11 protein-coding genes are annotated in these 12,306 nt (G+C 57.9%); 3 read left to right on the top strand and 8 right to left on the bottom strand.

Annotation, left to right across the window (positions count from 1 at the left end):
- Positions 1–94 precede the first annotated feature (94 nt).
- Together PY649_RS30405 and PY649_RS30410 are read right to left on the bottom strand one after the other, a co-directional pair.
- Positions 95–1,774, bottom strand: coding sequence for a VPA1269 family protein (locus PY649_RS30405; RefSeq protein WP_285872618.1), 1,680 nt, complete (start codon positions 1,772–1,774; stop codon positions 95–97).
- A gap of 74 nt (positions 1,775–1,848) precedes the next feature.
- The gene (locus PY649_RS30410; protein WP_285872620.1) at positions 1,849–3,420 is read right to left on the bottom strand and encodes a hypothetical protein; all 1,572 of its coding nucleotides are present in this window, start codon (positions 3,418–3,420) and stop codon (positions 1,849–1,851) included.
- Positions 3,421–3,733: 313 nt separating this feature from the next.
- Here PY649_RS30410 and PY649_RS30415 point away from each other — a divergent pair, with 313 nt between their 5' ends.
- Positions 3,734–4,315, top strand: coding sequence for a hypothetical protein (locus PY649_RS30415; RefSeq protein WP_285872621.1), 582 nt, complete (start codon positions 3,734–3,736; stop codon positions 4,313–4,315).
- A gap of 273 nt (positions 4,316–4,588) precedes the next feature.
- On the opposite strand, the gene PY649_RS30420 is transcribed toward PY649_RS30415, so the two are convergent.
- Entirely contained in the window at positions 4,589–5,749 is a 1,161-nt protein-coding gene (locus tag PY649_RS30420) for a M20 aminoacylase family protein (RefSeq protein ID WP_285872622.1), read from the bottom strand.
- Positions 5,750–5,965: 216 nt separating this feature from the next.
- Here PY649_RS30420 and PY649_RS30425 point away from each other — a divergent pair, with 216 nt between their 5' ends.
- Positions 5,966–7,135 carry a D-alanyl-D-alanine carboxypeptidase family protein gene (locus PY649_RS30425; protein WP_432761434.1) on the top strand — a complete coding sequence of 390 codons (1,170 nt, stop codon included), beginning with the start codon at positions 5,966–5,968 and terminating at the stop codon, positions 7,133–7,135.
- A gap of 13 nt (positions 7,136–7,148) precedes the next feature.
- A complete protein-coding gene (locus PY649_RS30430; RefSeq protein WP_285872623.1) occupies positions 7,149–8,327 on the top strand; it encodes a CobW family GTP-binding protein in 1,179 nt (392 codons plus the stop codon).
- A gap of 61 nt (positions 8,328–8,388) precedes the next feature.
- On the opposite strand, the gene PY649_RS30435 is transcribed toward PY649_RS30430, so the two are convergent.
- From PY649_RS30435 to PY649_RS30455, 5 genes are all read right to left on the bottom strand, one after another.
- Positions 8,389–8,622: a sulfurtransferase TusA family protein gene (locus PY649_RS30435; RefSeq protein ID WP_432761435.1), complete on the bottom strand. Its 234-nt coding sequence runs from the start codon at positions 8,620–8,622 to the stop codon at positions 8,389–8,391.
- A complete protein-coding gene (locus PY649_RS30440) occupies positions 8,615–9,898 on the bottom strand; it encodes a L,D-transpeptidase family protein (protein ID WP_285872624.1) in 1,284 nt (427 codons plus the stop codon). Before PY649_RS30440 ends, PY649_RS30435 begins: the two co-directional genes overlap by 8 nt.
- A gap of 229 nt (positions 9,899–10,127) precedes the next feature.
- Positions 10,128–11,081, bottom strand: coding sequence for an acetyl-CoA carboxylase carboxyltransferase subunit alpha (locus tag PY649_RS30445; protein ID WP_285872625.1), 954 nt, complete (start codon positions 11,079–11,081; stop codon positions 10,128–10,130).
- Between the two features lie 63 nt (positions 11,082–11,144).
- Positions 11,145–12,101 carry a site-specific tyrosine recombinase XerD gene (gene xerD, locus PY649_RS30450; RefSeq protein WP_285872626.1) on the bottom strand — a complete coding sequence of 319 codons (957 nt, stop codon included), beginning with the start codon at positions 12,099–12,101 and terminating at the stop codon, positions 11,145–11,147.
- A 14-nt stretch (positions 12,102–12,115) separates the two neighbouring features.
- Positions 12,116–12,283: a hypothetical protein gene (locus PY649_RS30455; RefSeq protein WP_285872627.1), complete on the bottom strand. Its 168-nt coding sequence runs from the start codon at positions 12,281–12,283 to the stop codon at positions 12,116–12,118.
- Between the last annotated feature and the right edge of the window lie 23 nt (positions 12,284–12,306).

A 12,306-nucleotide genomic window follows, 5' to 3' on the forward strand; every position in this document is an offset into this window, starting at 1 on the left:
TCTTGCCAGCGACAATCAACATGATACCTTCACCCCGACCGCGACTTAAGAGTCTCATCTAGATTGTCGCTAGCGTCTCATCCTGATCGCCGCGCTATAGAACTGACCCCCAGCGTTTTCCGCTGCCAAGCCGGAATAGCGGAAAAATATCCGGCAGCTTACCGATAGTTTTTCGCGGGTACTCGCTCGCACCGTCTACGTATTGCAAAGGAATGGTTGGGGAATCTACAGGTATATACTTCTCGACCCATTCTCTTTGCTCGAACAGGATGCGGTGTATTTCGTCGTCCTCCCGTGGAATGTAATAAGGCTCTCCAGTCTTGTTGGTATTTACGTAAATGCCCGTAAATTTTGAACCGAGCGACTCGTCGAACTCAAACGCATAACCTCTCTGTTGGAGCTCGGCATTTATCCGCTTCCAACAACCCGCGTGAGGACCAGTGTTGTCTTCCCATCGCTTTTTCAGGCCATGGAAACGGCGCGCGTCCCCCTCTCCCGAATCTAACCGCTTCACCTGAGCCCTCCTTAAGGGGAGGCGGAACATTATTCGGTAGATGTTCACCATGGTCGGGCAGTAGCGTCTCTCGAGCTTTCCCGATTGATTTCGTACCAGTTCGCGAAAGAGGCCGGATTGGCCTGGCCATCCCCGTTCGCCTTCCTCCAGAATTTCACTTGCAATTGTGGCCAGCCGTTCAGGTAGCGCTCTGCTCCTTGCTCGCGATGGTTTGAAGGCGGTAGAGGAGCAACGATCCGCGACTGAATCGATTTCTTCCAGGGTGATTAGTGGCCAACATGGAACGTCGAGAGACTGATCAGAATACAAATCGAACATGAAATTCGAGAATCGAAACATACGACGCAATCGAGAAACAAGATCTGGTGTAACCTTCCCGAGCCGGTCGCCTAGGAATTGCGCGAGCGTTGATGGCCGCTCTCTCATTTTGAGGGCTTCCAGCACACTGCCGTCCGGAACGATCGACCGTAGCCACCCGATCATGTCCATTGTGTCTCTCCGCCCTTCGGACGGCTTGGTGAGAGAGTCTTTGGCGAACTCCCGGTACGCGGCAATCACTTCCTTGTCGATGCGATGCTCGCTTACCTGAAGAGCCTTCCACGTGCGAACCGTTTCCCCATGGGTCGACATTCGATGATTAACTGCCAAGGGGAAGAGGGTGTCGTCGCCCGTGTAGCGCGCAAGAGCTAGTATGACCTCCCTCGCGCACTGAATACCGACTTCGCTAGATCCCCAAAGGTCACGTTTCCATCTGAGGCCATTCTTGGTGCGAAAATAGCCAACTAATGCATGGATCGCGCCTAGTGGCATCGACGCAAGAGTACTGCAGCCCATGGTGCACAATGCGAATACGGCGATGATCTTGTAGGTCTCTCTGAGGTATGTTGCCCGGTTGTGGAGAGACTGCCTGTTGATGAATTCCATCAATCCAACTTCTTCAAGGCTCTCAAGCATGTCGGCACCGAGCTCAGTGCCGTCTACGATAGCTTTCAGGATCCCAGCGCCAAGCACGCGGTCTTTTTCGCGGGACATTATGAATGCGGGAGCAACATAGACTTGCTCGGCGATGACCAACTCTGCGGTGTCCTGAAATCGTGATGGAAGCTCAAGAAACGGCCCCCGGTAGCGGGGCAATTGGTTCAACAGGTCGCGGACTTGGATTGAAACTGGCTGACCAAGATCGTTGAGATGTTGGTCCGTTATGTTTACGTTTACTGGTTCGTTTTCGCCTGGAAACGTCAGGAGAGCAGCGCTGACCATGAGCAGATCTCATCGGTTGAAGGAGAAATTCGTCAGCCATAAGCCGCCGTCGGATTACAGTCGCGATACTTGCTTCAGGAATCCGGATCTCCGGTGAATTTTCGTTTCATGGATGCGATTGCGTCGGCAATGGAGGAAAAGCCCGCGGGAAGCCCCTTTTTAGCAGCCGTTTGGAGTATCTCGTTGGTTTCGGCGGGCGTTAGCTTCGTGTAGGGTATCTGGCTTCTCTCATTAAGATGTCGCATGCAACGACGTATAAGATCGTTGTCGGCACCGATCGTTTTCAGAAAAGAACCGTAAAAATGGCGGCCGGCTTGGGTGGTGGTGCCCCGTTTCTTCTCCACCTTGAGTGATGGGTCTTTATATATTTTTGCTATGCGCCCAACCGCGCGACCCCAAGCCCCGTAGTATGCCGACCGGGTATAGGGCGCCCCAATTCGGGAATCATCGTCGTCCCACTGTCCGCTTGAAACGAGCAGGTAGGGATGATCGGGCAAACCTAAGGCCCGGCGTCGTTTCATTAGACGAGGTCGTGTGACGCTGAGATAATGAACTAGCAAGCGAGCGACGCGTTCCTCAACTCCCGGGATGGGTAACCACTGGATTACTGCCCCGATCTTCTCATCTTCCAAGCCTTTCCAACCGACGGCTTCTTTCCCTTTGAAAAGCCTGTTTCGGGACATCCGAGTGTGTCGCATTTTCAGGTAAGTGGATCGAGTTCCAACCTTACCATCGCGTCCCTCTACGTCAGATTCTTCAGGATGGTGAAGAAAGACGACCGGGCGTCCCTCTATGAATTGCACGTCCTGCACCCAAATGTGGAACGGCTCGCACGAACGACATCCACCTAAGATTTGGAAATGCGCCAATAGTTGCGCCGTCTCGTCAGTGCCGCCCCTTGGAGAAGTAAACCCTTCGAAAAGCATCGGCCAAACATATGCGGTTGGAAAACGATGTGTGGTGTTCGTCGAATTTGGTGCCCGGCCAATTATTCCAGAAGCCCGATCGGGAGGAGTTTTTTCAGTCGTGTCCAAGTGAGACAAGAGTCGTTGCCGGCTCCGTATCAATGCCTCTCGCGCCATATTAGTGGTAGCGACCACCTCGGGACCCAGGAAGGACTGGAGAAGCTTATTTTTGATAGCACTTCTGGGAGCTTTCTCCAGATATCGGGTGAGTGCCTTAAGCAGTTCCTTGCATGTTCGCCTGCTACGAGGGTGCCAGAACAGATCGAGCTCATCGATGACCGTTCCATCTGCGCGGACTTGTATGGTTCCCGAACGAAGTGCGTTCGCAAAGTCCTTTCCGAACGTCCTAAACTTTAATTTCCCTTTCGACATCAGAGCAGTCGCGCAATCTGCCATAAGCCCAAATGCTCGCGCATAGTTGAGCTTCCATGTGTTCGACTTTGAAGAGTTTGCGATCAAAAGGTCCAAGAGGCCGTCGACGCGGTGCAAGGAAACGCGTCCACCATTCAAAGGTTGGATAAGATACAGGACGGGGAGGGTATAGCTCAGCCCGGCGCGTCGTACTTGCTGGAACACAATCACGTGGTTCTTGCCTCGTTCGGCACGCTTCGAATACAGCCAGGCGTCGGCCGCCGCTATTGCGTGGATCAAAGGTTTCGTCGCTGAAGCAATGACACTCATGAGGCCCTCATAATGCTCGTTGAGAGCGGATCCTTGCTGTGCAGACGGGCGCAAGGACTCAGTTCCGTTCTAAAGGACAGAATCCTTGCTGCCACAAAGCTGAATCCTTGTGGGTTACGTGTCCGCTTTGATGAGGGACACGATGCGCTACTGGAAAATCTTGGTGAATTGGCCTATTTGTAGGACATAGGTCGACCCCGGGGGTAAGAGCTCAGGTTGATCGTTAGGGCGGATGCGCTGCAACGCGTCCGCCCAATCTTCTTGGACATGATTCGCTGTGACAATACTGCATCTGTCCTTTTTCGAAAAGATTATGTCCGTCTCAGAAGTGCGGAGGTTGTCCGTTTTGCAAATTGATGCCGATGAACTGATGTCCTCTTCAAGAGTTTTTTTGGAAGACACGCTGCGGCAATGCGAGTCAAAGCTGGCTGAACAGGAAGCGGTGTTGGCGTCTTTCATTCGTGATAAAGAGCGACAGATCGAAGCCTATCGAGCAGCAACGGTTGCAGAAATTGAGAGATTTAGACGCGTTGTGGAGGCGGAAACTGCAGCAACGAAGGCCGTGGTGGACGCCATACGACAACAGATAAAGCGGCAACCACATATCGACGAGCCTGCGAGCTTCCATCAGGAAACCTTATCGTCAAACAGGCAAACTAGTTCCCGTTCCCAGCTAATTGTTCAGCTGGCCACCGCCATGTTGGAGCAGGGGCGGCGACCGGTTCGTCGACAGGAGATAGTCGAGCGCGTATTCGCATGCGACGTAGATCTTCCATCCACTGACATCGAGGGGCTAGTCAGCAAAGCTTTGGCTCGAAGCGGAAAATTCCAGGTGGTGAAGCGCCGTTATTGGTTCGCGGGTGAACCGTTTCCCGGTGACGAGGCGGGGACCTAGTCAAGCGCGACCACGTCCCGAGTGTCGAAACATCAGATTAATTCGAAAACAGGAAGATTACCGTCGACGTTTTTCTTATTATTACAGTGACTTAGTCGGCATCGGTAAAGTTGTGCACCCTTAAATGTACTCTATCCTGCTGAGCTACGGGACCACTGGGATTGATCCATACAAAAGCAAGGGCCCGAAGCCAAGCCCTTTTACGTCCTGGAGACGATCAGCTTTCGCCTGGGCGTGCGCTATTATCGGGCGCACGCAGAGATGGTCATGCCCTCAGGCGTCCAGGCGCTGCTCGGCGAGGCGCACCCAGTAGGAGATGCCGTGGGCGATGGCTTCGTCGTTGAAGTCGTAGGCCGGGTTGTGCAGGCCGGCGGTGTCGCCGTTGCCGACGAAGATGAAGGCGCCGGGGCGAGCGTTCAGCATGTAGGAGAAATCCTCGCCCCCCATCATGGGATCGACATCGGGGATAACGTTGGCCGGGCCGGCGATGTCGCGCGCGGCGGCAAGTGCGTGATCGGTCTCGTCGGCATGGTTGACGGTCACCGGATAGTTGCGGTGGAAATGAATATCCGCTTCGGCGTCGTGGCTTGCGGCAATGCCGCTGACGATCTGCCGGAAGCGCTGTTCGGCGAGATCGCGGATCTCCGGGTCGAGAGTGCGCACGGTGCCGGCGAAGCTCGCGTCGTTCGGAATGACATTATACGCGTTGCCGGCATTGAACTTGGTCACCGAGACAACCACCGACTTTAGCGGGTTGGCACTGCGCGAGGCGATCAGCTGCAGGTTGGTGATAATCTGGGCACCTATGGCGATGGGATCGATGGTCTTGTGCGGCATGGCGGCATGGCCGCCGCGGCCCTTGATGGTAATGGTGAATTCGTCGGTTGCGGCCATGATCGCGCCCTTGCGGATTGCGAACTGGCCGACTGGCAGGCCCGGCAGGTTGTGCATGCCGTAGACCTCGGCGATCTGGAAGCGTTCCATCATGCCGTCCTTGACCATGGCATCGCCTCCGGCGCCGCCCTCTTCGGCGGGCTGGAAGATGACGGCGATATTGCCGTTGAAGTTGCGGGTCTCGGCCAGATATTTGGCAGCCCCGAGCAGCATGGCGGTGTGGCCGTCATGGCCGCAGGCATGCATCTTGCCCGGCGTGGTGGAGGCCCAAGGTTTGCCGGTGATTTCGGTGAGTGGCAAAGCATCCATATCGGCGCGCAGGCCGACCGTGCGGCCTTCACCCTTGCCGCGGATCAGGCCGACGACGCCGGTGCGGCCGATGCCGGTGACGACCTCGTCGACGCCGAACGCCCTGAGCTTCTCGGCAACGAAGGCGGCGGTGTTTTCCACCGCATACAACAGCTCAGGCCTTGTGTGGATATAACGGCGCCATTCGGTCACTTCGTCCTGGAGTTCGGCGGCTCTGTTCAAAATCGGCATGCTGATTTTTCCTGCTGCTCAATATCGGATTCGGGTCTAGCAATTTGGTTTGGCACCAACCTCGGACATCACATCGCACTTTTCGATGTCGTGCGCGCGATCACAAGGCTGTGATGCATTGGTAATAAACTCGTCAATCGCCTTTGCCTTCTCCTAGCCATATAGGTTAAATAGGCGGAGCTTTCGAGAAAATTCCGGACTTCTGAAGGATAGACCGTGCCGACGAAGCAAAATCGTTTGTATGCCGCCATGCGGCTTGTTCCCATGGCCGCAGCCGCATCCATGCTTTTGCTGTCGACCGCGCACGTGGCCGAAGCCAATCCGCATATCCTCGTCGATGTCAGCACCGGCCGCGTGCTCGATCATGAAGAAGCCTTCCGCAAGTGGTATCCGGCCTCGCTGACGAAGCTGATGACGGTCTATGTTACCTTCCGCGCCATCCAGTCCGGCCAGATTTCGCTCGATACGCCTGTTGTCATGTCCAAGCTTTCCTCGTCGCAGCCGCCGGCGAAGATGTACTTCAAGCCGGGCCAGAAATTGACCCTCGACAATGCCCTGAAGATGATGCTGGTCAAATCCGCCAATGACCTCGCCATGGCGATCGCCGAGACCGTCGGCGGCTCCGAGCAGGGCTTCGTCGCGCGCATGAACGCGGAAGCCGCTCGCCTCGGCATGCGCGACACGCATTACATCAATCCCAACGGTCTGCCGGGCAAGGGTCAGTACACGACGGCGCGAGACCTAGCGGTCGTCAGCGTCGCGCTGCGCCGCGAGTTCCCGCAATATGCCAGCTATTTCTCGCTGGAAGGCTTCACCAACGGCGTCAAGCAGGTGCAGAACATCAACATGCTCATCGGCCGCTTCGACGGCGCCGACGGCATGAAGACCGGCTTCATCTGCGCTTCCGGCTTCAATCAGATCGCCTCGGCCACCCGCAACGGCCGCACGCTGATCTCCGTCGTTCTCGGCACGGACAGCCTTGCGGCACGCGCCGACGATTCCGCGAATTTCCTCGAAAAGGGCTTCGAGAACCAGTTTTCCGGGCGGGACACGCTGGCAAGCCTGCAGCCCTATGGGCAGCAGGGCCAGGATGAGGTCGCCGACGTCACCGCCGACATCTGCAGCGCCAAGGGCGCAAAGGCCCGCAGCGAGACGCGCGATCCTACGGGCCGCACGAAGGTGCAGTCGCCCTATATCCATGAAATGGATCACGATCCAAATTTCGTCTATGCCGGCCTCATCGGCGGCCAGGACGTCGCGACCGCAAGCAAGGGCGATCAGGAAGATACGACCGCGAAAGGCGACAAGGCTGTGAAGGGCAATAAAATTGTCGCGACGCGCGATGCTACCGGCATACCCATCCCGATGCCGCGTCCCACTTTCTGATCGGATCTGAACCATGAGCCTTCCGCAGCAGAGAGTGCCGGTTTCGATTCTGACCGGCTTTCTCGGGGCTGGCAAATCGACATTGCTGAACCGCATCCTCAAGGATGCGGAGATGCGGGATGCGGCCGTCATCATCAACGAATTCGGCGATGTCGGCATCGACCACCTGCTGGTCGAAAGCTCCGGCGATTCCATCATCGAACTCTCCGATGGCTGCCTCTGCTGCACGGTGCGCGGCGAGCTGGTGGATACGCTGGCGAACCTGATGGATGCCATGCAGACCGGCCGCATCCGGCCGCTGAAGCGCGTCGTCATCGAGACGACCGGTCTCGCCGATCCGGCGCCGGTGATGCAGTCGATCATGGGCAATCCGATCATCGCCACCAATTTTGACCTCGACGGCGTGATCACCGTCGTCGATGCGGTGAACGGTTTGCAGACGCTCGATAACCACGAAGAGGCGCGCAAGCAGGTGGCGGTCGCCGACCGGTTGATCGTCTCCAAGACCGGCCTGGAAGGAGCGGCGTCTGACGGTATGCTGGAAAGCCGGCTGAGGTCGCTCAATCCGCGGGCGCAGATGCTGAACGCTGATAGCGACGAGGCCGGCCGCGCCGCCATTCTGGTCAACGGCCTCTACGATCCGGCCTCCAAGATCGCCGATGTCGGCCGCTGGCTGCGGGACGAGCTGGAAACGGATGAGCATGATCATCATCATGACGACCATGGTCATCACCGTGACGGGCATGGTCATCACCGCCACGGCCACGATCATCATGGCCATCGGCATCAGCACGCCCATGACGTGACCCGTCACAACGAGTCGATCCGCTCCTTCTCGATTATCGAAAACCAACCGATCGATCCGATCGCGCTGGAAATGTTCATCGACCTCTTGCGTTCCGCCCATGGCGAGAAACTCCTGCGGATGAAAGCGATCGTTGCTGTGTCCGACAGGCCGGAGCGTCCGGTCGTGCTGCATGGCGTGCAGAATATTTTCCATCCGCCCATGCGCCTGCCCGCCTGGCCCAATCCTGACGACCGACGCACACGCATGGTGATCATCACCAAGGACCTACCTGAAGATTTCGTGAAGGGCATGTTCGACGCGTTCCTCAGCAAGCCGCGCGTCGATACACCGGATCGCGCAGCACTTGAGGACAATCCGCTGGCCGTGCCGGGGATGAGGTTCTGAGGCTTTTACCTTCTCCCCGCCGGGGAGAAAGTGGAGCAAGATACGCTTTAGGCGATACTCGCTATCGCTTGCGGATGATGAAGCGATGACCGCTTTCCGTCTTCTCGGTTGCGACCAGGGTGTGGCCATTTTTACTGCAGAAATGCGGAATGTCGATGATGGCCAGCGGATCGCTGGTCTCGACGGTCAGGATCGCCCCTGACGGCATGCCGCGCAGGCGTTTTTCCGTTTTCAGCACGGGGAGCGGGCATTTCAACCCGCGCAGATCGTAAACCCTGTCGTCCAGGCTATTCACTCTTGGCCCAGAACTTCCAGAAAGGCGGTTTCTTGGCTGGCTCCGTCTGTGCTGTTTCCACAGGCGGCGCCGCATAGGCGAGCGGGTTGACCATGGGGTTTGCCATCGGGATCGGCACGTTCGCGGGAACGTTGGCTGCCACGGCGATGCCGGCGGGCTGAGTTCCCTGCTGTCCGGCGAGACCCGGAGTGGCCGTCGCCATGCGGACGCTTGCCGTCGTCGGATTGGCGACGGTGCCGCCGCGGGCAAGCTGCTGCCCGGACTGGTTCGCCATCATCGACTCCAGATCGGCGACCTTCATCATCTTGCCGGCAGCAAGCGCGGTACCGGTCGGGGCGTAGGCGATATCGTGGCCCTTGCGCTGCTTGGCGACAATGGCCTTGCGTTCGGCTTCGGTCGGATCGTACCAGGCCATGCCGTCAAACTTCTTCGAGGCCACGGCATAATCTGACTGGTACTGCTTGTCATGGGTCGCCAGCGCCACCTGTAGGGCCGGCGGCGTGGTCATGACCGGGCATTTGCCAGCGGGGTTGAACGGGCCGCTGGCCTGCTGGTTGAAGACGTATTTCTTTTCGCAGACCTCGACTTCCGGCGGACGCTTCGTCACCTCGAAATTGTCGTAGCCGACCTTCAGCATCCTCCAGAATTCGATGTTGGGGCTCAGACGATGCTTGACCATGTTTTCCGCCGTCATGCGGAAAGGGAAGGCCTCAAGCTGGACTGCCTTCTGGCCACCCTTGAAGGCGTCGCGTGCGAAGGCATAGATTTCCAGCACCTCCTGGTCGGTCATCGAATAGCAGCCCGACGACGAGCAGGCGCCATGGATCATCAGATTGGCACCCGTGCGGCCATTGGCCGCGTCATAGCGGTTCGGAAATCCGGTGTTGATGGCGAGGTAGTATTTGGAGTTCGGGTTGAGGTTGGCAGGCGTCAGCATGTAGAAGCCTTCCGGCGCTTGCCGGTCGCCTTCCTTCACCTTCGGGCCGAGACGGCCGGACCAGGCGCAGATATTGTAGCTGGCGATCACCTCGAAGCGATTGTTCTGGTTCGCCTTGAGGATCTCCATCACGCCTTCTTCCTTGAAGATGCGGATCATGATCGGCGAATTGCGCTCCATGCCCTTTTTCGCCATGTCGGCGACGATATGGGCGGGAAGCGGCTGCTCGACCTTGTTTTTCACCGTCGACAGATCGATCGACGCCGATTCCAGCGTATCGTTACAGCCAGCGAGAGCCAGCGCCATCAGGGATATGTAGGCGAGGTGACGGATGCGCATTCTGACTTAGCCCATAGATGCGAAGAGCGGCCGCACGATCTGTTTCGCCGCCCCAATCGAAACATGAAACAGAATCATAGACGGCTTATACTTGAAAATTCCTTACCAGCCTATGACGCGCCCGCGGCGCACCCGCAAGCTTTTCTTTGCCATAATTGTTTCGATAACAAGAATGTGGCCAAGATTTGGCCTCATTCTCGTTTGTGTGGTCACGATTCTCGAACTTAAGTTAGAGATTGCGACCCATGTTGAGGAATTTCTGACGGCGGTCGCTACGCAATTGTTCGCCCGAACGGCTGGAAAGTTCGCCGAGCGCGTTGGAAATCACGTCGCCGGTTGCCGCAATCACCGTCTGCGGATCGCGATGGGCGCCGCCGAGCGGTTCGGGAATAATGCCGTCGATGATGCCGAGTCCCTTCAGGTCGTCGGCCGTGATTTTCATGTTGGTGGCGGCTTCCTTCGCGCGGGTGGAATCGCGCCAGAGGATCGAGGCTGCACCTTCGGGTGAAATCACGCTGTAGATCGAGTGTTCGAGCATATAGACGCGATTGCCGGTGGCGATCGCGATCGCGCCGCCCGAGCCGCCTTCGCCGATGACGACGGAGATGATCGGTACCTTCACGCCCAGGCACATTTCTGTCGAACGGGCAATCGCTTCCGCCTGGCCGCGCTCTTCGGCGCCGACGCCGGGGTAGGCGCCTGCCGTGTCGACTAGGGTGATGACGGGCAGTTCGAAGCGATCGGCCATTTCCAGCATACGGATCGCCTTGCGGTAACCCTCAGGGCGGGCGCTGCCGAAATTGTGCTTCAGGCGCGTCTTGGTGTCGTTACCCTTTTCCTGGCCGATGACGGCGATGGGCTGGCCGCGGAAGCGGGCGAAGCCGGCCTGGATGGCGGCATCCTCAGAAAACTTGCGGTCGCCGGCCAGCGGCGTGAATTCCGTAAACAGCGCTCCGGCATAGTCGACGAAATGCGGGCGTTGCGGATGGCGGGCGACCTGCGTCTTCTGCCAGGCGTTGAGCTTGGAATAGATATCGGCCATGGCCTCGCGGACGCGGATTTCGAGCCGGCCGACTTCATCGGACGTGTCGATGCTCTCGTCTTCGCTTGCCAGTTTCTTCAGCTCGTGAATCTTGCCTTCGAGATCCGAGATTGGTTTTTCGAAGTCGAGATAATTGTGCATGAGGTGCGTTTCCGATCCTTTTGCCCGTGACGAAAGACGGCACGTATAGCCTGTGTGCCGGTCCTATTCCTGTTTTTTGGCCTGTTTGGCAAGGGGGTGATGCGTTTGCACCAGTTGGTGAAGCCGTTCTTCCAACACATGCGTGTAGATTTGTGTGGTCGAAATGTCGGAATGGCCAAGAAGTTCCTGCACCACACGCAAGTCCGCCCCATTGGCAAGCAGGTGGCTCGCGAAGGCATGGCGCATGACGTGTGGCGAGATCATCGAGGGCGTCAGCCCGGCGCGAATGGCGAGATCCTTCAGGTCCCGCGCAAAAACCTGGCGCGGCAGATAGCCCTGCTTGGACGCTGCGGGGAAGAGCCACGGGCTCTCCGGGGCCGGTTGCGCGGCAGCTGCCGCTATTTCCGCCTGGCGCCTGCCGTAGGTCTTCAGTGCAGCGATGGCCGACTGCGACAGTGGCACCAGCCGCTCCTTGTTGCCCTTGCCGCGGATCATCAGGAAACGCCCTTCCTGGTCCATCACTTTGGCCGGCAGGGAAACGAGTTCGCTGACGCGCATGCCGGTGGCATAGAGCAGCTCCAGCAGGACCAGCATGCGCAGGTGCTGCAATTGATCGGGGCCTTCCACGGCCGCTTCCTGTTCGGCCTGGGCCAGAAGACGTGTTACCTCCTCCATCCCCATGGTCTTAGGCAATGCGCGCCCCTTCTTCGGCGCGTCGAGAACGCCGGTGGGATCATCCGTGCGCAGACCCTCAGCATAGAGGAATTTGTAGAACTGGCGCATGGCCGACAGCCGGCGCGCCTGCGATGACGGCTTGAAACCCTGGCGCGATAGGCCGGAGAGATAGGCACCGAGATCGTTCGATCCCGCTTCCGTCATGCGGACATCGCGCCCGGACAAAAAGGAATGAAGATCGTCGAGGTCGCGCTCATAAGATTGCAGCGTGTTGACCGCCGCGCCGCGTTCGGCGCTCATCATTTCCAGGAAGGCTTCCATATGTGCGCGGCTCAGATCCTTCACCATGATCTCCGCGCTTACGGCTTCACCGAGCCGGTGGCCGGCGGGTTGACGCGTTCCGAGGGTATGCGGATCGTTACATCGCGCGGCTGCGGTTCGACGAAGAGCACGAGAGCCCACATTGCTCCATAGACCGATCCGGCGATCACCGCACAGATGACAAGGAAGCGAAACAGGGTCGGCATTCAGAAACTCTCCTCGTCCCGAT

The sequence above is a fragment of the Rhizobium mayense genome (assembly GCF_030272705.1).
Taxonomy (GTDB): Bacteria; Pseudomonadota; Alphaproteobacteria; order Rhizobiales; family Rhizobiaceae; genus Rhizobium; species Rhizobium mayense.

Coding starts and splice junctions, on each gene's coding strand:
- PY649_RS30405 (WP_285872618.1), bottom strand. CDS start 1,774: ATGGTCAGCGCTGCTCTCCTGACGTTTCCAGGCGAAAACGAACCAGTA.
- PY649_RS30410 (WP_285872620.1), bottom strand. CDS start 3,420: ATGAGTGTCATTGCTTCAGCGACGAAACCTTTGATCCACGCAATAGCG.
- PY649_RS30415 (WP_285872621.1), top strand. CDS start 3,734: ATGTCCGTCTCAGAAGTGCGGAGGTTGTCCGTTTTGCAAATTGATGCC.
- PY649_RS30420 (WP_285872622.1), bottom strand. CDS start 5,749: ATGCCGATTTTGAACAGAGCCGCCGAACTCCAGGACGAAGTGACCGAA.
- PY649_RS30430 (WP_285872623.1), top strand. CDS start 7,149: ATGAGCCTTCCGCAGCAGAGAGTGCCGGTTTCGATTCTGACCGGCTTT.
- PY649_RS30440 (WP_285872624.1), bottom strand. CDS start 9,898: ATGCGCATCCGTCACCTCGCCTACATATCCCTGATGGCGCTGGCTCTC.
- PY649_RS30445 (WP_285872625.1), bottom strand. CDS start 11,081: ATGCACAATTATCTCGACTTCGAAAAACCAATCTCGGATCTCGAAGGC.
- PY649_RS30455 (WP_285872627.1), bottom strand. CDS start 12,283: ATGCCGACCCTGTTTCGCTTCCTTGTCATCTGTGCGGTGATCGCCGGA.